26 protein-coding genes and 1 tRNA gene are annotated in these 22,961 nt (G+C 61.6%); 4 read left to right on the forward strand and 23 right to left on the reverse strand.

Features of this window, described 5'->3' with window-relative positions:
* Positions 1 to 6 precede the first annotated feature (6 nt).
* The 15 genes from ispG to trmJ form a co-directional block, all read right to left on the reverse strand.
* On the reverse strand, positions 7 to 1,116 hold the full coding sequence (gene ispG, locus QOS90_RS12455; RefSeq protein ID WP_027595550.1) for a flavodoxin-dependent (E)-4-hydroxy-3-methylbut-2-enyl-diphosphate synthase: 1,110 nt from the start codon (positions 1,114 to 1,116) through the stop codon (positions 7 to 9).
* 3 nt (positions 1,117 to 1,119) lie between these two features.
* Positions 1,120 to 2,136: a RodZ domain-containing protein gene (locus tag QOS90_RS12460; RefSeq protein ID WP_085272639.1), complete on the reverse strand. Its 1,017-nt coding sequence runs from the start codon at positions 2,134 to 2,136 to the stop codon at positions 1,120 to 1,122.
* Complete coding sequence (gene pilW, locus QOS90_RS12465) at positions 2,133 to 2,894, reverse strand: type IV pilus biogenesis/stability protein PilW (RefSeq protein ID WP_027595548.1); 762 nt, start codon at positions 2,892 to 2,894, stop codon at positions 2,133 to 2,135. Before pilW ends, QOS90_RS12460 begins: the two co-directional genes overlap by 4 nt.
* A gap of 13 nt (positions 2,895 to 2,907) precedes the next feature.
* Complete coding sequence (rlmN, locus tag QOS90_RS12470; RefSeq protein WP_027595547.1) at positions 2,908 to 4,053, reverse strand: dual-specificity RNA methyltransferase RlmN; 1,146 nt, start codon at positions 4,051 to 4,053, stop codon at positions 2,908 to 2,910.
* A 28-nt stretch (positions 4,054 to 4,081) separates the two neighbouring features.
* The gene (gene ndk, locus QOS90_RS12475) at positions 4,082 to 4,507 is read right to left on the reverse strand and encodes a nucleoside-diphosphate kinase (protein ID WP_012316140.1); all 426 of its coding nucleotides are present in this window, start codon (positions 4,505 to 4,507) and stop codon (positions 4,082 to 4,084) included.
* Positions 4,508 to 4,597: 90 nt separating this feature from the next.
* Complete coding sequence (gene iscX / locus QOS90_RS12480; RefSeq protein ID WP_024762959.1) at positions 4,598 to 4,798, reverse strand: Fe-S cluster assembly protein IscX; 201 nt, start codon at positions 4,796 to 4,798, stop codon at positions 4,598 to 4,600.
* Positions 4,799 to 4,808: 10 nt separating this feature from the next.
* Positions 4,809 to 5,150: an ISC system 2Fe-2S type ferredoxin gene (fdx, locus tag QOS90_RS12485; RefSeq protein WP_027595546.1), complete on the reverse strand. Its 342-nt coding sequence runs from the start codon at positions 5,148 to 5,150 to the stop codon at positions 4,809 to 4,811.
* Positions 5,151 to 5,153: 3 nt separating this feature from the next.
* Entirely contained in the window at positions 5,154 to 7,016 is a 1,863-nt protein-coding gene (hscA, locus tag QOS90_RS12490; RefSeq protein ID WP_027595545.1) for a Fe-S protein assembly chaperone HscA, read from the reverse strand.
* 42 nt (positions 7,017 to 7,058) lie between these two features.
* Positions 7,059 to 7,580, reverse strand: a complete 522-nt coding sequence (hscB, locus tag QOS90_RS12495; protein WP_027595544.1) for a co-chaperone HscB — start codon at positions 7,578 to 7,580, stop codon at positions 7,059 to 7,061.
* A gap of 8 nt (positions 7,581 to 7,588) precedes the next feature.
* The gene (gene iscA, locus QOS90_RS12500; protein ID WP_027595543.1) at positions 7,589 to 7,912 is read right to left on the reverse strand and encodes an iron-sulfur cluster assembly protein IscA; all 324 of its coding nucleotides are present in this window, start codon (positions 7,910 to 7,912) and stop codon (positions 7,589 to 7,591) included.
* Between the two features lie 28 nt (positions 7,913 to 7,940).
* A complete protein-coding gene (iscU, locus tag QOS90_RS12505) occupies positions 7,941 to 8,327 on the reverse strand; it encodes a Fe-S cluster assembly scaffold IscU (protein ID WP_003248539.1) in 387 nt (128 codons plus the stop codon).
* A gap of 46 nt (positions 8,328 to 8,373) precedes the next feature.
* Entirely contained in the window at positions 8,374 to 9,588 is a 1,215-nt protein-coding gene (locus QOS90_RS12510) for an IscS subfamily cysteine desulfurase (protein WP_027595542.1), read from the reverse strand.
* A 47-nt stretch (positions 9,589 to 9,635) separates the two neighbouring features.
* Positions 9,636 to 10,127 (reverse strand): Fe-S cluster assembly transcriptional regulator IscR, encoded by a 492-nt coding sequence (gene iscR, locus QOS90_RS12515; protein ID WP_027595541.1) that lies wholly within the window; start codon positions 10,125 to 10,127, stop codon positions 9,636 to 9,638.
* Between the two features lie 179 nt (positions 10,128 to 10,306).
* Entirely contained in the window at positions 10,307 to 11,092 is a 786-nt protein-coding gene (gene cysE, locus QOS90_RS12520; RefSeq protein ID WP_027595540.1) for a serine O-acetyltransferase, read from the reverse strand.
* Positions 11,093 to 11,095: 3 nt separating this feature from the next.
* Entirely contained in the window at positions 11,096 to 11,851 is a 756-nt protein-coding gene (gene trmJ, locus QOS90_RS12525) for a tRNA (cytosine(32)/uridine(32)-2'-O)-methyltransferase TrmJ (protein WP_085272638.1), read from the reverse strand.
* Positions 11,852 to 12,002: 151 nt separating this feature from the next.
* On the opposite strand from trmJ, the gene suhB reads away from it, so the two are divergent.
* A complete protein-coding gene (gene suhB, locus QOS90_RS12530; RefSeq protein ID WP_027595538.1) occupies positions 12,003 to 12,821 on the forward strand; it encodes a type III secretion system regulator SuhB in 819 nt (272 codons plus the stop codon).
* Between the two features lie 123 nt (positions 12,822 to 12,944).
* Here the strand turns inward: suhB and QOS90_RS12535 are convergent, their stop codons facing one another.
* Complete coding sequence (locus tag QOS90_RS12535; protein ID WP_027595537.1) at positions 12,945 to 13,538, reverse strand: acyl-homoserine-lactone synthase; 594 nt, start codon at positions 13,536 to 13,538, stop codon at positions 12,945 to 12,947.
* Positions 13,539 to 13,676: 138 nt separating this feature from the next.
* Here QOS90_RS12535 and QOS90_RS12540 point away from each other — a divergent pair, with 138 nt between their 5' ends.
* Complete coding sequence (locus QOS90_RS12540) at positions 13,677 to 13,907, forward strand: hypothetical protein (RefSeq protein ID WP_027595536.1); 231 nt, start codon at positions 13,677 to 13,679, stop codon at positions 13,905 to 13,907.
* A gap of 3 nt (positions 13,908 to 13,910) precedes the next feature.
* Here the strand turns inward: QOS90_RS12540 and QOS90_RS12545 are convergent, their stop codons facing one another.
* Positions 13,911 to 14,627, reverse strand: a complete 717-nt coding sequence (locus tag QOS90_RS12545; protein WP_033694291.1) for a LuxR family transcriptional regulator — start codon at positions 14,625 to 14,627, stop codon at positions 13,911 to 13,913.
* 351 nt (positions 14,628 to 14,978) lie between these two features.
* Here QOS90_RS12545 and QOS90_RS12550 point away from each other — a divergent pair, with 351 nt between their 5' ends.
* Complete coding sequence (locus QOS90_RS12550) at positions 14,979 to 16,403, forward strand: class I adenylate-forming enzyme family protein (protein WP_027595534.1); 1,425 nt, start codon at positions 14,979 to 14,981, stop codon at positions 16,401 to 16,403.
* A gap of 156 nt (positions 16,404 to 16,559) precedes the next feature.
* Here QOS90_RS12550 and QOS90_RS12555 read toward each other — a convergent pair whose 3' ends face one another.
* The 6 genes from QOS90_RS12555 to queA all read right to left on the reverse strand — a co-directional run bounded on the left by QOS90_RS12555 (position 16,560) and on the right by queA (position 22,632).
* A complete protein-coding gene (locus QOS90_RS12555) occupies positions 16,560 to 17,108 on the reverse strand; it encodes a glycine zipper 2TM domain-containing protein (RefSeq protein WP_027595533.1) in 549 nt (182 codons plus the stop codon).
* A 120-nt stretch (positions 17,109 to 17,228) separates the two neighbouring features.
* On the reverse strand, positions 17,229 to 18,137 hold the full coding sequence (gene secF, locus QOS90_RS12560; RefSeq protein ID WP_027595532.1) for a protein translocase subunit SecF: 909 nt from the start codon (positions 18,135 to 18,137) through the stop codon (positions 17,229 to 17,231).
* 10 nt (positions 18,138 to 18,147) lie between these two features.
* Positions 18,148 to 20,010: a protein translocase subunit SecD gene (secD, locus tag QOS90_RS12565; protein ID WP_027595531.1), complete on the reverse strand. Its 1,863-nt coding sequence runs from the start codon at positions 20,008 to 20,010 to the stop codon at positions 18,148 to 18,150.
* A gap of 64 nt (positions 20,011 to 20,074) precedes the next feature.
* Positions 20,075 to 20,410, reverse strand: coding sequence for a preprotein translocase subunit YajC (gene yajC, locus QOS90_RS12570; protein ID WP_027595530.1), 336 nt, complete (start codon positions 20,408 to 20,410; stop codon positions 20,075 to 20,077).
* Positions 20,411 to 20,452: 42 nt separating this feature from the next.
* Positions 20,453 to 21,568, reverse strand: coding sequence for a tRNA guanosine(34) transglycosylase Tgt (gene tgt / locus QOS90_RS12575; protein WP_077068621.1), 1,116 nt, complete (start codon positions 21,566 to 21,568; stop codon positions 20,453 to 20,455).
* Positions 21,569 to 21,582: 14 nt separating this feature from the next.
* Positions 21,583 to 22,632, reverse strand: a complete 1,050-nt coding sequence (queA, locus tag QOS90_RS12580; protein ID WP_085272637.1) for a tRNA preQ1(34) S-adenosylmethionine ribosyltransferase-isomerase QueA — start codon at positions 22,630 to 22,632, stop codon at positions 21,583 to 21,585.
* 106 nt (positions 22,633 to 22,738) lie between these two features.
* On the opposite strand from queA, the gene QOS90_RS12585 reads away from it, so the two are divergent.
* Positions 22,739 to 22,823: transfer RNA gene (locus tag QOS90_RS12585), tRNA-Leu, on the forward strand.
* Positions 22,824 to 22,961 lie beyond the last annotated feature (138 nt).

The following is a 22,961-nucleotide window of genomic DNA, read 5'->3' on the forward strand; positions in this document are numbered from 1 at the left end:
TGTGTGTCAGCCACGGGCGATCAGCGCCGCGTCGGCTTCGACCTTTTCGGCCGCTTTCTGGCGGATGAGCTTTTCGAGCTCATCGACCAGGTTGTCATTGGTCAGCTTCTGCGCCGGCTTGCCGTCGATGTAGATCAGGTTCGGCGTGCCGCCGGTCAGCCCTACGTGGGCTTCCTTGGCTTCGCCGGGGCCGTTGACCACGCAACCGATCACCGCGACGTCCAGCGGCACCAACAGGTCTTCCAGGCGCCCTTCCAGCTCGTTCATGGTCTTGACCACATCGAAGTTCTGCCGCGAGCAGCTTGGGCAGGCGATGAAGTTGATGCCACGCGAACGCAGATGCAGCGACTTGAGGATGTCGTAACCGACTTTCACTTCCTCGACCGGGTCAGCAGCCAGCGAGATACGAATGGTATCGCCGATGCCTTCGGCCAGCAGCATACCGAGGCCGACGGCGGATTTCACTGTCCCCGAGCGCAGGCCACCGGCTTCGGTGATGCCCAGGTGCAGGGGCTGGATGATCTGCTTGGCCAACAGGCGGTAGGCTTCGACGGCCATGAACACGTCGGAGGCCTTGACGCTGACTTTGAAGTCCTGGAAGTCCAGGCGGTCCAGGTGCTCGACATGGCGCAGCGCCGACTCGACCAGCGCGGCTGGGGTCGGTTCGCCGTACTTCTTCTGCAGGTCCTTTTCCAGGGAGCCTGCGTTGACGCCGATACGGATCGGGATACCGCGGTCGCGGGCCGCATCGACCACGGCACGCACACGGTCTTCACGGCCGATGTTGCCCGGGTTGATGCGCAGGCAGTCGACGCCCAGTTCGGCCACACGCAAGGCGATCTTGTAGTCGAAGTGAATATCGGCAACCAGAGGCACGCTGACCCGTTGCTTGATGCGGCCGAAGGCCTCGGCGGCGTCCATGTCTGGCACCGAGACACGCACGATGTCGACACCGGCATCCACCAGGCGCTGGATCTGCCCGACGGTGGCATCGACATCGTTGGTGTCGGTGTTGGTCATGCTTTGTACCGCGATGGGCGCATCACCACCCACCGGCACATTGCCGACCCAGATTTTGCGGGATTCGCGACGTTTGATCGGAGATTCGCCGTGCATGACTTACTGTCCCAACTTCAGGCGAGCAGTCTCGCCACTTGTAAACGGAGCAACATCGACGGCCTGGCCGTTGTAGCTGACCTGCGCGCCACGGGCAAAGCCCAGGCGTACCGCGAACGGCGGCTTGCCGGTCAGCTCGAGGTTGTCGCCCTTGCGCTTGACGCCGCTGAACAGCACCTTGCCATTGCCGTCGTTGACTTGGGTCCAGCAATTGGCGCTGAACTGAATCGAGACACTGGCGCTACCGGCCGGCACTGCGACGGGCGCGGCGGGCACAGTGGCAGCGGGCGCGGTGGCAGCCGGCGCTGCCGGAGCAGGCGCAGGCGTTGGCGCAGTGGCTGCGGTGGCCGCTTGGGGCTGCTGAGCGGGGGCTGGTGTTACGGTTGTTGCAGGGGGCGGCGCAGCGCTGGCGGGTGCTTGCTCGGCAGCGGCGGCCGACGGTTCACCTGCGGGCTGCTCCAGCGGCAACGGGGCGCTCTCGGGTTGCTGGCCGGCGCTCACGGCCTGGTCTTCAGGCTCATCCAGCGGGTGAATCTGCGTGGTGCCGTCGGCGCTCTCGACTTCGACGTGCTCCAGGGCGATCTTGGCCAGGTCCTTGCCACGCAGGCTGCCTTGGTCCTGCCACCAGACGAAGCCGCCACCGACCACCGCCACCAGCAGCAACAGGCTGACGCCGCGCAGGATGTTGTGCGACAGGCGTACAGGCTCTTCGATGCGGCCCAGCGAATGCACTTCGCTGCCTTTGGCGTGGGTGCCGGTGTAACGGTCGAAGGCCTCGACCAGCGTGGCTTGGTCCAGGTCCATCAGTTTGGCGTAGGCGCGGATATAGCCACGGGCGAACGTGTGCCCGGGCAACTTGTCGAAGGCGCCGGTTTCAACGTGGTTCAACGAACTGACAGTGAGGTTGAGCTTGCGGGCCACCTCGGCTTGCGACCAGTCCCGCTTCTCACGGGCCTGACGCAAAAGCTCACCGGGGTTCTGGCCAGGCGCTACGGCTACTTCGGGATGCGCGGCGTTCATCGTTGCTCCGACAGGTATTGCTGATATTCCGGCGTACCGGGATAAAGTCGTTGTAATTGCTGGCCCAAATTGGCCAATGTGCCCTGCTCGTCGAACACCCGGGCAAGGCGGCTGCCCAGCAGGAGGCTACGGGCGTCGTGGTCGCTCAACTGGCTGAAACGATCGTAGTAGTCCAGGGACGGCACATAATGCCTGTTTTCGTAGGACAACTCAGCCATTTCCAGCAACGCCTTGGGTTGCCGTGGGTTGAGTTGCAACGCTTTGAGCAGATAGGCGTGCGCCTGGTCTCGACGCTCGAGCTTCAGGGCGGTCAAGCCAAGGTTCTCGTACACGCGTGAGCGCTCAGGATACAGGGTATCGGCACTGGCCAGGCGAAACATCTTCTTGGCCTCGGCAAATCGCCCCTGAGCATAAAGGAAACTGCCGTAGTTGTTGCGAATTCGCGTATCGCCAGGGCGTGCCTGCAGGGCTTTTTGAAAGTGCTGCTCGGCCAGGGCTGGCTCACCTTCAGCCTGAAACACCAGCGCCAGCGCCGCATGCGCGCCGGCATCGCTGGCGTCCAGGGCAAGCGCCTTGCCCAGCGGGGCCTTGGCCTGTTCGGTCAAGCCTTGTTGCAAATAACCAAGCCCCAACTGCACATACGCCCTGCCCGCCTCTTGCCGCCCTTGGCGGCTGGCCAGCGGGTCACCCGCGCCGCCCGACACGCAGCCGGCCAGCAGCAAAAGCGCAAGGATCGACAGCGCGGCGCGCAGGGTCATGGCGAGTTCTCGGTCAGTGGCGCGCGGCGCTGTCTTGCAGCTCGGCGTCGGCAGAGAGCTGGCGCACAGCGATGTAGCGCTCACTGCGGCGGGTGCGGTCGTTGACCTGGCCGACCAGCTGACCACAGGCGGCGTCGATGTCTTCGCCACGGGTGGTACGGGTGGTGACGTTGAAACCACCGTGGTGGAGCAGGTCCTGGAAGCGGCGGATGGCGTTGTTGCTCGGCCGCTCGTAACCGGAATGCGGGAACGGGTTGAACGGGATCAGGTTGATCTTGCACGGCACGTCGCGCAGCAGTTCGATCATCTGCGCGGCATGTTCAGGCTGGTCGTTGACGTCCTTGAGCAGGGTGTACTCAACCGTCAACACGCGCTTGCCACCCAGGGTGGCCATGTAGCCCATGCACGACTCCAGCAGCACCTTCAGCGGGTACTTCTTGTTGATCGGCACCAGCTGGTTACGCAGCTCGTCGTTCGGCGCGTGCAGCGACAGGGCCAGCGACACGTCGATGTGCTTGGCCAGTTCGTCAATCATCGGCACCACGCCCGAGGTGGACAAGGTGACGCGACGCTTGGAAATGCCATAGCCCAGATCATCCATCATGATCTTCATGGCGGCGATGACATTGTCGAAGTTCAGCAAAGGCTCGCCCATGCCCATCATGACCACGTTGGTAATCGCGCGGTCGACTTTGGCCGGGACGGTCCCGAAAGATTTGTTGGCAAGCCACACCTGGCCAATCACTTCGGCGGCGGTGAGGTTGCTGTTGAAGCCTTGCTTGCCGGTGGAGCAGAAACTGCAGTCCAGGGCGCAGCCGGCTTGCGACGATACGCACAGCGTGCCGCGGTCGTCGGTAGGAATGTAGACGGTCTCGACGCAGCTGCCAGAGGCAACGCGGATCACCCATTTACGGGTGCCGTCGGCGGAAATGTCTTCACTGACCACTTCCGGTGGGCGAATTTCGGCAACAGCCTCGAGCTTTTCGCGCAAGGCCTTGCCGACGTTCGTCATGGCGGCGAAATCATCGACGCCAAAATGGTGAATCCATTTCATCACCTGGCCGGCACGGAAGCGCTTCTCCCCTATAGAGTCGAAGAATTGTTCCATTTCCGGCTGGGTCAGGCCCAACAGGTTGATTTTGCCAGTAGATGTCGTCATGGATTCACCCTCACCCGTAAGCTTTCGCTTAGCGAGTGGTTACCTCGGTAGCAGCGAAGAAGTAAGCGATCTCGCGAGCAGCAGCAGCTTCGGAGTCCGAACCGTGAACGGCGTTGGCGTCGATAGACTCGGCGAAGTCAGCACGGATGGTGCCGGCAGCAGCTTCTTTAGGGTTGGTAGCGCCCATCAGCTCACGGTTCAGAGCAATGGCGTTTTCGCCTTCCAGAACCTGAACAACAACCGGGCCGGAAGTCATGAAGGCAACCAGGTCGCCGAAGAAGCCGCGCTCGCTGTGCTCAGCGTAGAAGCCTTCGGCTTCGGCTTTGGACAGTTGCTTGATTTTCGAGGCAACGATTTTCAGGCCAGCTTCTTCGAAGCGAGTGGTGATCTTGCCGATGACGTTTTTGGCAACGGCGTCAGGCTTGATGATCGAGAAAGTACGTTGAACAGCCATGGAAAACTCCAGAAATATGAGTGTTGCGAAAAATTAAACCCGCGAATTATACGCGGGTTTCAGGGGATTGCCTAACCTGCAGCGACGCGCTTAGTCGGCTTCATCAATCCAGGCCGCCTGGATGGCCTCGAGCACTTTCTCACCGCCGCGTGACGGATCGTCGCTGAACTCTGGCAATGCCAGCACCCAGCGGTGCAGATCGACGAAATTCACATAACGAGGATCGACGTCCGGCTTGCTTTCTGCAAGCTGGATGGCGATCTCAAGTACATCAACCCATTTCAGACTCATGCAAAAATCCTCAGTGGGGCGCTTCAGCAGCGTGGTTAAGCGAATACTTGGGGATCTCGATGGTCAGGTCCTGGTCGGCGACGACCACCTGGCAGCCGAGGCGCGACTGGGCTTCCAGGCCCCAGGCCTTGTCCAGCATGTCCTCTTCCAGCTCGTCCGCTTCTTCCAGCGAATCGAAACCTTTGCGAACAATACAGTGACAGGTGGTGCAGGCCTTGACCCCACCGCAAGCGCTTTCCATTTCGATGTGATGCTCGTGGGCCAGCTCCAGGATGTTGGTCCCAGGCTCGACCTCCACGGTCAGCCCTTCCGGGCAAAACTTCTCGTGCGGCAGGAATGTCACCAGCGGCATCGGTTACTCCTCGATCTCATTCAGGTTGCGCCCGGCCAGTGCGGCTTTGACCGTCGAATCAAGGCGACGGGCGGCAAATGCATCGGTCACCTGCGACAGACGCTTGGTCTGTTGCTCGATGGCGGGGCCATCGGTGCCGGTCAGCAAATCACGTAGTTCTTGCATCTGGAATTCGATGGCTTCGCGCTCTTCGCTGCTGAGCAGGCGCTCGCCATCGGCGTCCAGGGCGCCCTGTACTGCTTCGAGCAGGCGCTCACCGTCAACCTGGTGTTCACGCAGCTGACGGGCCTGCTTGTCGCTGCCTGCGTGCTCGAACGAATCCTTGAGCATGCGGGCGATCTCGCCGTCGGTCAGGCCGTAGGACGGCTTGACCTGAATGCTGGCTTCGACGCCCGAGCCCAGTTCGCGGGCAGCGACGCTGAGCAGTCCATCGGCATCGACCTGGAAGGTCACGCGGATTTTCGCCGCACCGGCGACCATGGCCGGGATGCCGCGCAGCTCGAAGCGCGCCAGCGAGCGGCAGTCGCTGATCAGCTCGCGCTCGCCTTGCAGGACGTGAATCTTCATGGCCGACTGGCCATCTTTATAGGTGGTGAACTCTTGCGCACGCGCCACCGGAATGGTGGTGTTGCGCGGGATCACCTTCTCCATCAACCCGCCCATGGTCTCAAGGCCCAGGGACAGTGGGATGACGTCGAGCAGCAGCAACTCGCCACCTTCACGGCGGTTGCCAGCCAGGGTGTCGGCCTGAATGGCAGCACCGATGGCCACCACCTGGTCAGGGTCGATCGAGGTCAATGGGGTACGGCCGAACAGTGTGCCAACAGCGTCACGCACGCGTGGAACGCGGGTCGAACCACCGACCATGACCACTGCACCCACTTCTTCCAGCTCGACACCGCTGTCGCGCACGGCGCGGCGGCAGGCTTTGAGGCTGCGAGCGATCAGCGGCTCGATCATGGCATCGAAGGCGGCCCGGCTGAGCTCACCCTGCCAGGCACCGTGGCTGACGCTGACCACGTCGGCGTCGGTCAGGGCTTCCTTGGCGGCGCAGGCGGCCTGCAGCAACTGGCGCTGAGTACCCGGGTCGAGGTCGGAAGACAGCCCAGCCTGTTCAATGATCCAACCGGCAATCGCGTGGTCGAAATCATCGCCGCCCAGGGCGGTGTCGCCGCCGGTAGCCAGCACTTCAAACACACCGGCCGTCAGGCGCAGGATGGAGATATCGAACGTGCCGCCACCCAGGTCATAGATGGCCACCACGCCTTCGGCGTTTTGGTCCAGGCCATAGGCCACGGCCGCTGCGGTTGGCTCGTTGAGCAGGCGCAACACATTGAGGCCGGCCAGGCGCGCGGCATCCTTGGTCGCTTGGCGCTGGGCGTCGTCGAAATAGGCTGGCACGGTGATCACCGCCCCCACCAAGTCGCCACCGAGGGTTTGCTCGGCGCGTTCGCGCAGCACCTTGAGGATGTCGGCCGACACTTCCACCGGGCTTTTCGGCCCTTGGACGGTATCGATGAACGGCATGTGCGACTCGCCGCCAATGAAGCGGTACGGCAGCTGCTCGCCCAACTGCTTGACGTCGGCCAGGCCGCGCCCCATCAGGCGCTTTACCGACAGCACGGTGTTCAAAGGGTCGCTGGAAGCGGCATCGCGCGCAGCCTGCCCGACTTCGCTGCGCCCTTCGAGGTAGCGCACCGCAGACGGCAAAATGACATTACCCTGCACATCCGGCAGGGGCTCGCTGCGACCGCTGCGAACGGCAGCGACCAGAGAATTGGTGGTACCCAGGTCGATACCCACCGCCAGGCGGCGCTGGTGCGGCTGAGGGCTTTGACCGGGTTCGGCGATCTGCAGTAGGGCCATGCTTATCTGAATACCTTAGGCGTCATCACGGGCAACGCCGGGTTAATCGTCGAGGCGCTCTTCCAGTTGGCGCACTTCTTGGGCGAGCTTGTCGAGGAACTGCATGCGGCGCATCAGGCGTTCGGCCTTCTCGCGCTCGGCAGGCACATCCCAGCAGGCGGCGAAATCCTCGTTCAGCGTGTCCTGCGCACCCTTGAGGCGCTTCTTGAACACGGCAACACCATCGAGGTCGGCTTCGTCCTGCAGCTCTTCGAGCTCTTCGCGCCACTGCATCTGCTGCAGCAGGAAGTCGGGATCATGGACCGTGACTTCCTGGGGCACTTCGTGGCCACCGATTGCCAGCAAGTAGCGGGCTCGGCGCGGCGCACTGCGCAGCGTCTGGTAGGCGTCGTTGAGGGCCGCGGACTTCTCCAGGGCTACCCGCTGCTCGCGCTCGGAAGCGTCGGCAAAACGGTCAGGATGGACCTCGCGGGCCAGCTCGCGGTAGCGAGTGGCCAGCTTGTCGAGGTCCAGCCGGAAGCACGGCTGGAGATCAAACAGAGCGTAATGACAAGGAGTACCCACAGCCAGCCTCAGACGTTGAAGCTTTCGCCGCAGCCACACTCACCGCGCACGTTGGGGTTGTTGAACTTGAAGCCTTCGTTCAACCCTTCTTTGACGAAGTCGAGCTCGGTGCCATCGAGGTACACCAGGCTTTTCGGGTCGATGATGACCTTCACGCCGTGGTTCTCGAATACCTGGTCTTCGCCCGCCACTTCGTCGACGAACTCCAGCACATAGGCCAGGCCCGAGCAGCCAGTGGTGCGTACGGCCAGGCGAATGCCTTCACCCTTGCCGCGCCCTTCCAGGGAACGCCGCACGTGGTTGGCGGCGGCTTCTGTCATGCTGATAGCCATCAGAACTCCTTACCTCGCAACAGGCGACTTAGATCAAGCCTTTCTTCTGCTTGTAATCGCGAACGGCTGCCTTGATGGCATCCTCGGCGAGTACCGAGCAGTGGATCTTGACCGGCGGCAACGCCAGTTCTTCAGCCAGCTGGGTGTTCTTGATGGTTTCGGCTTCGTCCAAAGTCTTGCCCTTCATCCACTCGGTGGCGAGGGAGCTGGAAGCGATAGCCGAACCGCAGCCGTAGGTCTTGAACTTGGCGTCTTCGATGACGCCCTGCTCGTTGACCTTGATCTGCAGGCGCATCACGTCACCGCAGGCCGGCGCGCCGACCATGCCGGTACCGACGTCCGGGTCTTCGGCATTCATCTTGCCGACGTTGCGCGGGTTTTCGTAGTGGTCGATGACCTTTTCACTGTATGCCATGGTGCAATTCCTTCCTCATCAGGGAGCCGCTCTTGCCGGCGACTGCTTAGTGGGCGGCCCACTCGATCTTGGAGATGTCAACGCCGTCTTTGTACATGTCCCACAGCGGCGACAGCTCACGCAGTTTGTTAACGGCCTCGCAGACTTTCTGCGCGGCGTAGTCGACTTCTTCTTCGGTGGTGAAGCGGCCGAAGGAGAAGCGGATCGAGCTGTGCGCCAGCTCGTCGTTACGGCCCAGAGCGCGCAGTACATACGACGGCTCGAGCGAAGCGGAGGTACAGGCCGAACCGGACGATACGGCGATGTCTTTCAGGGACATCAGCAGCGACTCGCCTTCGACGTAGTTGAAGCTCAGGTTCAGGTTGTGCGGTACGCGGGCAGTCTGGCTGCCGTTGACGTACAGCTCTTCAAGGTCCGAGACCTGCTTGAAGAAGCGGTCGCTCAGGGCCTTGATGCGAGCGTTCTCGCTGGCCATTTCCTGCTTGGCAATGGCGAAGGCTTCGCCCATGCCGACGATCTGGTGTGTCGGCAAGGTGCCCGAACGCATGCCGCGCTCATGGCCACCACCGTGGATGATCGCTTCCAGACGCACACGCGGCTTGCGGCTGACGTACAGCGCGCCGATACCTTTAGGGCCATAGACCTTGTGCGCCGAGAACGACATCAGGTCGACTTTCAGCTTTTGCAGGTCGATTTCGACCTTGCCGGCCGACTGGGCGGCATCGACGTGGAACAGCACGCCGCGGGCGCGGGTCAGCTCACCGATGGCGGCGATGTCGTTGATCGAGCCGACTTCGTTGTTGACGTGCATCAGCGAGACCAGAATGGTGTCATCGCGCAGCACGGCTTCGACCATGGCCGGGGTGACGATGCCGTCTTCGCCTGGCTCAAGGTAGGTGACTTCGAAACCTTCACGCTCGAGCTGGCGAGCGGTATCCAGGACCGCCTTGTGCTCGATCTTGGAGGTGATGATGTGCTTGCCCTTGGTCTGATAGAAGTGCGCGACACCTTTGAGTGCGAGGTTGTCGGACTCGGTGGCACCGCTGGTCCAGACGATTTCGCGCGGATCGGCGTTGATCAGCTCGGCGACCTGGCGACGACCGTTCTCGACCGCTTCTTCGGCTTTCCAGCCGAATACGTGGGAGCGCGAAGCCGGGTTACCGAAGTTCCCGTCGACCAACAGGCAGTCAGCCATCTTCTGGGCGACGCGGGGATCGACCGGGGTGGTCGCGGAGTAATCGAGGTAGATCGGCAACTTCATGGATATCTCCTATCAGGCGGTGGCGTCGCTCGTCGCTGTCATAACGGTCAGTCGACGGCGGACGTCTCAATCTTGTCCAACTGGGCGGATCGGCCTGCGACACGACGCAGGTCCTGGCGCTGGGCGACTTCCTGCACCTCACGGCGCTTGACGAGGTCGGCCAGGCTGATGCCGCTGAGGAATTCATGGATCTGCTGGCTGAGATCGCACCACAAGTGGTGGGTCAGGCAGGTGTCACCGGCATGGCAATCCCCAAGGCCTTGGCAACGGGTGGCATCGACCGATTCGTTGACCGCGTCGATGACCTGGGCCACCTGGATGGTTTCCATGCCCCGCGACAGCTGATAGCCACCGCCTGGACCGCGCACACTGGATACCAGGCTGCTGCGGCGCAGCTTGGCGAACAGCTGCTCCAGATAAGAGAGGGAAATGCCCTGGCGCTCGGAAATGTCGGCCAAAGACACCGGCCCATGCTGCGCGTGCAACGCCAGGTCAAGCATGGCTGTCACGGCGTATCGGCCTTTGGTAGTCAGTCGCATGGCTATTGGGTACCACGGGAGTTACAGGATGTGAGCGAGTATGCGATTCCCGAGCATTTAAGTCAACTATAAGACCTACTGCTTTAGTCGGGTTTTGCATCGGGAGGCGGCCGCGATTGTAGCAGACGAGGGGCGTGCGCACACGCCCCGTATGTCACTATGATTTCAGCGCGGCGCGATCAATGCGACTGAGTGTCGCGCTGGGCGACCTGGGCAACTTCGGTGAAGTCATCTTCCGGCAGCGCCGGCAACTCCTTGGCGCAGTAATCGCTACCCATCTTGGTCAGCGCACCGCACATGCCCTCCAGGCGCTCATCGACCGCCTGCAGGTGGTCGAGCATCTGGCCGATGGCACGCGCGACCGGGTCAGGCATGTCGCCACTGACGCCGTAGGCATCGAAGCCGATCTTCTCGGCCATGGCTTTGCGCCGGGCTTCGACTTCGGTCTCTTCGCTCTTGACGATAATACGCCCCGGGATACCGACGGCAGTCGCCCCTGCCGGCACAGCCTTGGTCACCACCGCATTGGAGCCGATCTTGGCCCCGGCGCCGACAGTGAACGGGCCCAGTACCTTGGCCCCCGCCCCTACCACCACGCCGTTTTCCAGGGTTGGGTGACGCTTGCCTTTGTTCCAGCTGGTGCCACCCAGGGTCACGCCCTGGTAGAGGGTGACATCGTCGCCAATCTCAGCAGTCTCGCCGATGACGATGCCCATGCCATGGTCAATGAAGAAGCGGCGGCCGATGGTGGCGCCGGGGTGGATCTCGATCCCGGTCATCCAGCGACCGAAGTTCGACACCAGCCGGGCCAGCCATTTGAAATCACGTTTCCACAGCGCATTACCCAGCCGGTGCAGCCAGATGGCGTGCATGCCCGGGTAGCAGGTCAGTACCTCGAAGGCATTGCGCGCGGCGGGGTCACGGTGGAATACGCTTTGAATATCTTCACGCAGACGTTCAAACATCTGTCATCCCTTCCTTTTATGCGGTTCGCCCCGAGCCACTTTCTGGGTCTCGGTGAGGATGCCGCGCAAAATGCTCATTTCCGGACGCTCGACCGAGCTTCGCCCATACAGCCGGCGCAGGCGCGCCATCAGGTGCTTGGGCTTCTCGGGGTCAAGGAAGCCGATGTCCACCAAGGTCTTTTCCAGGTGGTCATAGAACAGCTCCATTTCGTCCATGGTCGCCAGCTCGCTGGCGTCGACCTTCTCGACTTTGGCCGGTGCATCCTCGGCCGCCAGCCAAGCCATGCGCACCTCATAAGAGAGCACCTGGACAGCGGCGGCCAGATTCAGCGAGCTGAAGTCGGGGCTCGAGGGAATGTGCACGTGGAAGTGACATCGCTGCAGTTCTTCGTTGGTCAGGCCGGCGTGTTCACGCCCGAACACCAAGGCGATCTCCTCGCCGCCCAGCGCATGCTCCACGGCCTTGGCCCCGCATTCGCGAGGGCCGATCAGCGGCCAGGGGATACTGCGCTCGCGGGCACTGGTGCCCATGACCAGGTTACAGCCGACCAGCGCCTGCTCAAGGCTGTCGACGACCTGGGCATTGCTCAACACATCGTCGGCACCGGAGGCACGTGCACTGGCTTCGGCCGCAGGGAACTCTTTCGGCTGCACCAGCACCAGGCGCGACAAGCCCATGTTTTTCATGGCACGTGCAGCGCCGCCGATGTTGCCGGGGTGGCTGGTATTGACCAGAACAACACGAATATTTTGCAGCACGGTGTTGTGCTCTCAGAGGCTGATATCAGGGCCTTCGATCTTACAGAACCGACGGACGTAACGCTATGAAAGCAAATGTGACACTTCTGCCGTCAAAGATTTCTGCTAGAATGATCGGCTTTCTTCTTTAACATCTCCAGGTGACCCGCCCATGCAGCCTATGCTGAATATCGCCCTGCGCGCCGCTCGCAGCGCCAGTGAACTGATTTTCCGCTCCATCGAACGCCTGGATAGCATCAAGGTCGATGAGAAAGAGGCCAAGGACTACGTTTCCGAAGTCGATCGCGCCGCCGAGCAGAAAATCGTCGACGCCCTGCGCAAAGCCTACCCGAACCACTCCATTCAGGGTGAAGAGACCGGCATGCACGCGGGCACCGGCGAAGAAGGCAAGGACTACCTGTGGATCATCGATCCGCTGGACGGCACCACCAACTTCCTGCGCGGCATCCCTCACTTCGCCGTCAGCATCGCCTGCAAATACCGTGGTCGCCTCGAGCACGCCGTGGTACTCGACCCGGTTCGCCAGGAAGAATTCACCGCCAGCCGTGGCCGTGGCGCCCAGCTCAATGGCCGTCGCCTGCGCGTCAGCTCGCGCACCAGCCTGGAAGGCGCCCTGCTGGGTACCGGCTTCCCGTTCCGTGACAACCAAATGGCCGACCTGGACAACTACCTGGGCATGTTCCGCGCCCTGACTGGCCAGACCGCCGGCATCCGCCGCGCAGGTTCCGCCAGCCTGGACTTGGCCTACGTCGCCGCCGGCCGCTTCGATGCCTTCTGGGAGTCGGGCCTGGCCGAGTGGGACATGGCTGCAGGCGTACTGCTGATTCAAGAAGCAGGCGGCCTGGTAAGCGACTTCAACGGTGGCCACGACTTCCTCGACAAAGGCCACATCGTCGCCGGCAACATCAAGTGCTTCAAAGCAGTATTGACGGCTATTCAGCCGCACCTGCCAGAGAGCATGAAGCGCTAAGCGCTGGCTGTATTAGAAAAGCACCCCTCGGGGTGCTTTTTTTATGGGCGCTATAAGTGTGCTGTGCATGGGGAGGGGCATACAACTTGATGGCAAGTCAGCGTGAATACACCCGGCGTCTATTCAATGGCAGTTGCTATTGATTGCCGCTTCCAAGGCCGCCGTGGTTTTATCATTCAATTCAATGCGCAGTGCCACCGCGCGTTCAACGCCAATTTGCAATGCCGGACCGAAACGACTGATATCCAAGCCCAGGCGAATCAACATCTTCTCCACGCCCACCGTGGTCACCGTGACGAACTGCTTCACCTCACAACTGATGGCATAGTTGACGATGGCGTGAATCGCTTGCGTGGTGCCTTGGGAGAAGCCGAACCGGTTGCCGTCCGGCAGCTCGATGGCGAAGCGGCTCAGCTCCCAGATCGCGTCGGAGCACGGCGCCGGGTGCCCATGCAGCAGCTCTGGGAAGGTGTGCGCCAGCATGTTAGGGCCGGTCGTCGGCAGTATGCGCCAGCAGCCACACACATAACCCGCCTCGTCCTCGCGGTTGATGATCATGTAATAGGGGTCGAGCGCATCATACCCATCGATTTCCATGTCGTTGATCAGTGGGATGTCCCACATCTTTTTAACCTTGAAAATACGCGCCCGAAGTTTGTGCATCGCATTCAGCGCTTGTGGGTCGATGTTAGTGCGGCGATCAATGGAGATAAGCATAGGGGCAAATACCGGCAGGGGTTGGAGTTGCCGCCCACGGTATATTCACGCTGAATAAATAAAATCCTACCTAATTTGGGAGGTGGCCGAAGTTACTCGGGCTTGTTAATTTTTCGGCTTTTGCAGGATGGATTCCGGATGAAGCTACTCAATACCTCCGCCGTACGCGAGGTCGCCCATCAAGCCATCAGCCTGCGCCTGGGCCTCAAGCAGAGCCAGACCGAGTTCTGGTCGCGCTTTGGCATCAGCCAGGCCTGTGCCAGCCGCATCGAATGCACCAGCCAAGTGCCTGCGCCGGTGTACATTCTGCTGCGCCTGTACCTCAGCGGCCGTCTCGAGGAAAGCGACCTGGCCCAACGCCCACAGTGATACTCAGGGCGTGATCGACTTCTGCTGGATGGCCTTGAGCACCGCCATCTGGCGTGAGCTGACCTGGAACTTGCGGCGGATGTTCTTGAAGTGGAAGTCGATGGCCGAGGTCGTGCACGACAAGATCATCGAGATTTCCCAGGTAGTCTTGCCCGCCGCGCTCCACTGCAGCACCTCTTTCTCCCGGGTGGTCAGGTGCACAGGTTCCGAGCATTCAATGCGCGCCCGGAGCATCCCTTCCATCGCGTAATCGCGCAGCAGGGTTGCCATGGGCAAGGACTGAATCATCGCAGCAGTCGCCTGCTCGCCGCTCTCATCCGGCTTGAGGCACAGCATGCCCGCCTCGCCCCGCGGGCCATGCAGCGGCAGCGCCAGCCCTTGCTGCAACCCATGCGCTGCGGCTTCTTCGAAGAATTCCGATTCTGAGGGCCCCCGATAGTTCTCGCGGTTCCACAGCAGTGGCCGGTTGGCGTTCAGGCAGTGCTGAACGACGGGGTCGACTGCCGCGTAAGATTCGGCGTCGTAACGCGTACGCCAGGCATCGGGGTAATCACTGTAGATCAGCACCTGCTGACAAGCGTCCGTGGGGGCAGGTTTGAGGCCGATCAGAAAGTTCGAGTAACCCAGCTTGCGGGTCAGGAGTTTCAGGTGAGCCAGCCAGTCCTCAAAGCGCTCCATTTCGCCGAGTTTCAGCAGCTCATCCATTACCAGTAGGGCCATTCCCTTCCTCGTAGGCACCGTTTGACGGTGGTCTCATGGCGAGACGACACGCGAGGGAATATCGACTCCCTCATTCAGGTGGGTCGATAAGATAATTACGTGGCACTTTGAAATCAACGTGCGAATAGTGCCCGCCGACGAGTTACCCACCCGACACAGGCGGTCGAAGACAGTAATAAAACTGCCAGGCGCACCACAACCTCCCTGTTCTGGGAGGTACCAGGCGGCGCGCGCAGCCTATTAACTAGCGTGGCACCAGCCTGCATCCGGCAGGCTGCACCGCTTTGCACATGGACGGCAAGGGAAGACACCTGAAGCTGTAGTTCGGCTGCCCCTCAAGGAGACCCCTGCATGTTCCAGCAACAGTTCTTTAGCATGGTTGCACGCCATCGCGACCACCCGGCGATCGTCGATAGCCATGGCAAGACCCGCAGCTACGGCGAACTGCTGCATGACATCGATCAATTGCGCGCCAGGCTGCACGCCGCAGGCCTGCGCGAAGGCGACGTGGTTGCCACCCAACTGGGCAACAGTAGCGGTTATGTAGCGCTGTTGTTCGCCATGGCCAGCCTGGGGCTGATTCATTGCCCTGTAAGCGTGGCCAGCAGCATCCACCAACGCGCCATGCGTCTAGGCCAGGTCGGTGCCGCCCTGCTGGTGACCGAAGCCGGCATCGTGCCGGCGGGCCTGGGCATCCCTGGCTTTACCCTGCACTCGCCGACACCCGTCAACCTCAAGACACCCGCCTGGCGTGACTGCGCCGGCTTAATGCGTATGCAGGAAACGTCCGGCAGCACCGGGGCACCCAAACTGGCACTGTGGCGTCAGGACAGGCTGTACCGGGAAATCATGCACTGGGTCGATAGCGCCGGCCTCGATGCCAGCGCCCGTTACCTGAGCATCCACACCCTCGATGGCGGGCATGCGGTGGACCTGCATGTGTTCCCGGCCTTGCTGACCGGCGCCACGCTGTACCTGGGCGATGCCACCCACGTCGAGAACACCCTGCAAACCCTGCACGAACAACGCATCAGCGTAATGAGCGCGTTGCCGTCACAGTACCTGGCGCTGGCCCAGGCCGCGCAAAGCCGCGGCATTCGCCTGCCGGCACTGAGCAAACCGTTCTGTGGTGGTGCCTACCTGGATGACCATGTGGTGCTGGAGTGCGAACGCCACTTAGGTGTGCACCTGAAGCGGATCTATGGTTCGACGGAATTTGGCATGGTCCTGGCCAACTTCGCGCCTGGGCTGCAAGTGGGTTGCGGCATGCGCCCGGTGGGTGATGTCGAGGTCACATTGAAAGCGTTGGACCCTGCGCAACCGGAGGTCGGCGAAATCATCGCGCGCTCCGCACACCGCGGCTCGGGGTACTTCCCACCTCCCCCCATGCCCTGCGAGGACCAAGCCTACGCCACCGGCGATATCGCCCGGCGCCTGGCCGACGGAAGCCTGATGCCCATGGGGCGTTCGACCGATGCCCTGCTGACGAAACAAGGCACCCAGTTCGCACCGGCCCTCGAAGCGCAAATTGCACAGGCCATGAAATTCGAACGGGTGGTGATACTGGTCGACGAGCACGATCGTCGACGCGCCCAGGTGGTGGTGCAAGCCAACATCGCTGACGCCCAGGAGCGGTTGAATGAGCTGAGCGGGGGGCTGGACCGACTGGGGATCAATGCCAACGTCACAGTACTCGAGCGAACACCCTTGACCCCCACCGGCAAGCCGGACCGCGTCAGGCTTCGCAAGCTGCTAGCCGCTCACCCAGTGATGTAGAAGCAGCCTTGAGCTGCGCCAACTGTAGGAGCAGCCTTGTGCTGCGAAGAGGCCGGTGAAAACACAGTAGATCTAGGGTGTTTTCACTGGCCTCTTCGCAGCACAAGGCTGCTCCTACAACGGATTTTAGATACAACGGATTTCAGCAGATGGCGATCACTGCCCGGCCTGATTCTCGCTGAGGATCAGCTTGCCATTCTTGTCCACGGGAATGGTCGAGCCAGGCTCGTGGTCCATCTTCACCTGCCCCACCTGATCACCAATGGTGTACTTCACGTTATACCCAACGACCTTGTCGCTGATGTCGTGGACTGTGTTGCAGCGGGTTTGCGTCGTGGTGTAGGTATCACGCTCTTGCATGCCTTCCTGCACCTTGTTACCGGCATAACCACCACCGACCGCACCGGCCACGGTGGCGATCTTCTTGCCGGTACCGCCGCCGATCTGGTTACCCAGCAGGCCGCCGGCCAGGGCACCCACCACCGTACCTGCGATCTGGTGCTGGTCCTTGACCGGCGCCTGACGCGTCACGGTGACGTCCTTGCAGACTTCACGCGGCGTCTTTACTTGCTGCTTGATTGGCTGCACGTCGGTGACCTGGGCGTACTCAGGCCCTTTGTTCACCAAGCTGTAGGTCGCCACAGCACCTCCGGCAGTTACACCGACAGCACCCAGCACCGCACCCACCAGCATTGATTTATTCACGTGAACCTCCTGATCATACCCGCGGGACTTGGCCCGCCTTCTCCCTGCCTTGGAGCAAAAAAAAAGGCGCGAGTTCAATACTCGCGCCTCTTGATTCGCCAAACGGCGTAGGAAAAGCCCTTACGGACGCTCGTCCACACCCTCAGCCTTGGCTGGCGGAATCAGGTCTTCGCTGTTCAGGTTCAGCCAGATCAGTACCACGTTGGCGATGTAGATCGACGAGTAGGTACCGGCCATGACGCCGATGAACAGTGCCAGCGAGAAGCCGAACAGGTTGTCACCGCCAAAGAACAGCAGCGCAGCGATGGCCAGCAAGGTCGACACCGAGGTGGCGATGGTACGCAGCAGGGTCTGGGTGGTCGAGACGTTGATGTTCTCGATCAGCGAGGCCTTGCGCATCACGCGGAAGTTCTCACGCACCCGGTCGAATACGACGATGGTGTCGTTGAGCGAGTAACCGATGATCGCCAGCACCGCCGCCAATACCGTCAGGTCGAAGGTGATCTGGAAGAACGACAGAATACCCAGCGTCACCACCACGTCGTGGATCAGCGAGATGATCGCGCCCACGGCGAACTTCCACTGGAAGCGGAAGGCCAGGTAGATAAGGATGCCGCCCAGGGCCAGGAGCATGCCCATGCCCCCCTGGTCACGCAGCTCTTCACCCACCTGCGGGCCAACGAACTCGACGCGCTTGAGCGTGGCCGGGTTGTCGCCGCCGGCCTTCTGCAGCGCCTCGGCAACCTTGCTGCCCAGCTGCGGGTCATCGCCCGGCATACGCACCAGCAGGTCGGTGGTAGCGCCGAAGCTCTGCACCACAGCCTCGTGGAAACCGGACTCGACCAGCTCGGCACGTACCGCCTTGAGGTCGGCGGGGCGCTCGTAGGTCAGCTCGATCAGCGTACCGCCGGTGAAATCCAAGCCGAAGTTCAGGCCCTTCTGCCACCAGCTGAACAACGCCAGGACGGTAAGGAGCACAGTGATGGCGAACGCGACATTGCGCACGCCCATGAAGTTGATGGTTTTCATCGCAGCTCCCTCAAACCCACAGCTTCTTGATGTCACGCCCGCCACAGGTCAGGTTGACCATAGCGCGGGTCACCATGACGGCGGTGAACATCGAGGTGAAAATCCCGAGGGACATGGTGACCGCAAAGCCCTTGACCGGGCCGGTACCCATGGCGAACAGGATGCCGCCGACCAGCAGGCTGGTCAGGTTGGCGTCGATGATCGCGGTATAAGCGCGGTTGAAACCTTCGTGAATGGCGCGCTGCACCGACATGCCGGCTTTGAGCTCCTCACGGATACGCGAGAAGATCAGCACGTTGGCGTCTACCGCCATACCCATGGTCAACACGATACCGGCAATACCCGGCAGGGTCAGGGTTGCACCCAGCAGCGACATCAGCGCCAGCAGCAGCACCATGTTGCCCGCCAGGGCGACGGTGGCGATCACGCCGAAGCCGCGGTAGATGGCGATGATGAACAGCGAGACGAACAGCATGCCCCACAGCGAAGCATCGATACCCTTGGTGATGTTGTCCGCACCCAGGCTTGGGCCAATGGTACGTTCTTCAGCGAAGTACATCGGCGCGGCCAGACCACCGGCACGCAGCAGCAGCGCCAGCTCGGACGATTCGCCCTGGCCGTTGAGGCCGGTGATACGGAACTGGCTGCCCAGTGGCGACTGGATAGTCGCCAGGCTGATGATCTTTTTCTCTTCCTGGAAGCTCTGTACCGGCACTTCCTTCTCGACGCCGTCGACCGTCTGCTTGACGTAGCGAGTGACGGGCTTCTGCTCGATGAAGATCACCGCCATGCTGCGGCCGACGTTGCTGCGCGTGGCGCGGCTCATCAGCTCGCCGCCGTGGCCATCCAGGCGGATGTTCACTTGCGGGCGGCCATGCTCGTCGAAGCTGGCCTGGGCGTCGGTGACCTGGTCACCGGTGATGATCAGGCCACGCTCGACCGGGGCTGAACGGCCGCCCTCACGGAACTCGAAGACCTCGGTGGTCGCCTTGGACGCACCCGGCTCGGCACCGAAGCGGAACTCCAGGTTGGCCGTCTTGCCGAGGATACGCTTGGCTTCGGCAGTGTCCTGCACGCCTGGCAGCTCGACCACGATACGGTTGGCGCCTTGGCGCTGAACCAGCGGCTCGGCCACGCCCAGCTCGTTGACACGGTTGCGGACGGTGGTCAGGTTCTGCTTGATCGAGTATTCGCGGATCTCGGCGACTTTCGCCTGAGTCAGCGCCAGACGCAGCACAGCGAGGTCATTACGCTCGGTGGCGGTCAGGTCGAAATCACTGAAATTCTTGCGGATCAGGGCACGTGCCTGCTCGCGGGTTGCATCGTCAGAGAAGCCCAGCATGATGCCGCCATCCTGCTGAGGCAGGCTGCGGTAGCGGATGCGCTCTTTGCGCAGGAGGGTTTTGACCTCGCCTTCATAGACCTTCATGCGGGCGCTCATGGCCTTGTCCATGTCCACTTCCAACAGGAAGTGCACACCACCGGACAGGTCCAGGCCCAGTTTCATCGGGCTTGCACCCAGGTTGCGCAGCCATTGCGGAGTGGTTTGTGCCAGGTTCAGGGCCACGACGTAATCATCGCCCAGTGCCTTGCGCACTACATCCTTGGCTGGAAGCTGGTCTTCCTGGTTGGTCAGGCGAATCAGCGCACTGCCCTTCTCACCCAGGCTGCCGCCCTTGACGGTAATACCGGCATCGGTCAGCGCCTTGGTGACGCGATCGAGGTCGGCCTGGCTTACCTGCAGCGCCGAACTGGCACCACTGACTTGCACCGCCGGGTCATCCGGGTAGAGGTTGGGAGCGGAATAAATAAAACCGATCGCCAGTACCAGCAAGATCAGTGCGTATTTCCACAGAGGGTATTTGTTCAGCATCACGCCGCCCGTTCAAGACGCGGGGCGCGTTGCGCGCCCCGACTGGAAAAATAAAACCGGTAACTCAGATAGCCTTGAGCGTACCTTTTGGCAGGGTCGCGGCGATGGCGCCCTTCTGGAACTTCAGCTCGACGGTGTCGGACACTTCCAGCACCACGAAGTCATCGGTAACTTTGACGATTTTGCCGGCGATGCCGCCGTTGGTGACAACTTCGTCACCTTTCTGCAAGTTGCCCAGCAGGTTCTTCTGCTCTTTGGCGCGCTTGGCCTGTGGACGCCAGATCATCAGGTAGAAGATGACCAGGAAGCCGACCAGGAAGATCCATTCAAAACCGGTACCGGCTGGGCCGGCGGCTGGTGCAGCTGCGTCCGCGTAAGCGGCGGGAATCAGAAAGCTCATGAGGCACTCCATTACTGAATTTTAATATTTTAGTGCTGACAGTCAGCCCAAAGGCGGCACAGGCAGCCCGCGTTTGGCGTAGAAGGCGTCGACAAAGGCGGCCAATTTACCCTGTTGAATAGCCTCGCGTAAACCGGCCATCAAGCGCTGGTAATGGCGCAAGTTGTGGATGGTATTCAGCATGCTGCTCAACATTTCGCCGCATTTGTCCAAGTGGTGGAGATACGCGCGGGAGAAGTTGGTGCAGGTATAGCAATCACAGGTCGGATCCAGCGGCGATTCATCGTGGCGATGGAACGCGTTGCGGATCTTGATCACCCCTGTATCGACGAACAGATGGCCGTTGCGCGCGTTACGCGTCGGCATCACGCAGTCGAACATGTCGACGCCGCGGCGCACACCCTCAACGAGATCTTCCGGTTTGCCTACCCCCATAAGGTAACGAGGTTTGTCAGCGGGCATCTGATCTGGCAGGTAATCCAGCACCTTGATCATTTCGTGCTTGGGCTCACCCACTGACAGGCCGCCGATGGCCAGGCCGTCGAAACCGATGTTTTCCAGGCCTTCCAGCGAGCGCATGCGCAGGTCCTGGTACATGCCGCCCTGGACGATGCCGAACAGCGCCGCGGTGTTGTCGGCGTGGGCGTTTTTCGAACGCTGGGCCCAACGCAGCGACAGCTCCATGGAGGTGCGCGCCACATCGTGCTCGGCCGGGTATGGCGTGCACTCGTCGAAGATCATCACCACGTCCGAGCCCAGGTCACGCTGAACCTGCATGGACTCTTCAGGGCCCATGAACACCTTGGAGCCGTCGACGGGCGAGGCGAAGGTCACGCCTTCCTCTTTGATCTTGCGCATCGCGCCCAGGCTGAATACCTGGAAGCCACCAGAGTCAGTGAGGATCGGGCCTTTCCATTGCATGAAGTCGTGCAGGCCGTTGTGCTTCTTGATCACCTCGGTACCCGGGCGCAGCCACAGGTGGAAGGTGTTGCCAAGGATCATCTCGGCGCCGATGGCCTCGATGTCGCGCGGCAGCATGCCTTTGACCGTGCCATAGGTGCCGACCGGCATGAACGCCGGGGTTTCCACGGTGCCACGAGGGAAGGTGATACGACCACGACGGGCCTTGCCGTCGGTGGCCAGCAGTTCGAAGGACATTCGACAGGTGCGACTCATGCTTGATCCTCGGGCCCGCGTGGCGCCGGATTGCGGGTGATGAACATGGCATCACCGTAACTGAAGAAGCGGTACCCTTCTTGAACCGCCGCCGCATAGGCGGCCATGGTTTCGGGGTAGCCGGCGAAGGCCGAGACCAGCATCAGCAGCGTGGACTCCGGCAGGTGGAAGTTGGTGACCAGGGCGTCGACCACATGGAACGGGCGGCCTGGGTAGATGAAAATATCGGTATCGCCGCTGAAGGCCTTGAGCACGCCATCGCGCGCAGCGCTTTCCAGCGAACGCACGCTGGTGGTGCCCACGGCAACCACGCGCCCGCCACGGGCACGGCAGGCTTGGACAGCATCCACCACATCCTGGCTCACTTCGAGCCACTCTTTATGCATGTGGTGGTCTTCGATCTTGTCGACCCGCACCGGCTGGAAGGTGCCCGCGCCGACGTGCAGGGTCACGAAGGCCCGCTCCACGCCCTTGGCGGCGATCTTTTCCAGCAGCGCTTCGTCGAAGTGCAGGCCGGCCGTGGGTGCGGCTACAGCACCGGCACGCTCGGCGTAGACGGTCTGGTAACGCTCACGGTCGGCGCCTTCGTCGGGGCGGTCGATGTAGGGTGGCAGCGGCATGTGCCCAACGCGCTCAAGCAGTGGCAACACCTCTTCGGTGAAGCGCAGCTCGAACAGCGTGTCGTGGCGCGCGGCCATTTCGGCCTCGCCACCGCCATCGATGAGAATCTGCGCACCGACCTTGGGTGCCTTGCTGGAGCGTACGTGCGCCAGCACCCGGTGGCTGTCGAGCACACGTTCGACCAGCACTTCCAGCTTGCCGCCGGAGGCTTTCTGCCCGAACAACCGCGCCGGGATCACCCGGGTGTTGTTGAACACCATCAGGTCGCCGGGGCGCAGATAGTCGAGCAGGTCGGTGAATTGCTGATGTACCAAGGCGCCGCTCGGCCCATCGAGGACCAGCAGACGGCTGCCATGGCGCTCGGCCAAAGGGTGGCGGGCGATCAGGGAATCGGGGAGTTCGAAGGAAAAATCGGCGACGCGCATGATGATGTTCGGTTCGGCAGGGCCGGGAAGTTTAGCCCAATGTGTGAAAATTGACCATGAAACCCGATTGACCGACCAGAAGCACCTCTCTATACTGCGCGCCACTGCCCTGATGGCGGAATTGGTAGACGCGGCGGATTCAAAATCCGTTTTCGAAAGGAGTGGGAGTTCGAGTCTCCCTCGGGGCACCAAAATCCGGAAAAAACCGACCTTATGGTCGGTTTTTTTTCGCCTGGATTTTGGCTGGCAGCGCGGTATTTGATTTTGTTTGGGGTCGTCGTCAGGTTCGAGCCATGGCATTGAATTATGGCTAGCGGGCGCATGCCTTC

Origin of the sequence: Pseudomonas sp. LAIL14HWK12:I10 (assembly GCF_900184205.1) — a bacterium.
Lineage (GTDB): Bacteria > Pseudomonadota > Gammaproteobacteria > Pseudomonadales > Pseudomonadaceae > Aquipseudomonas > Aquipseudomonas kermanshahensis.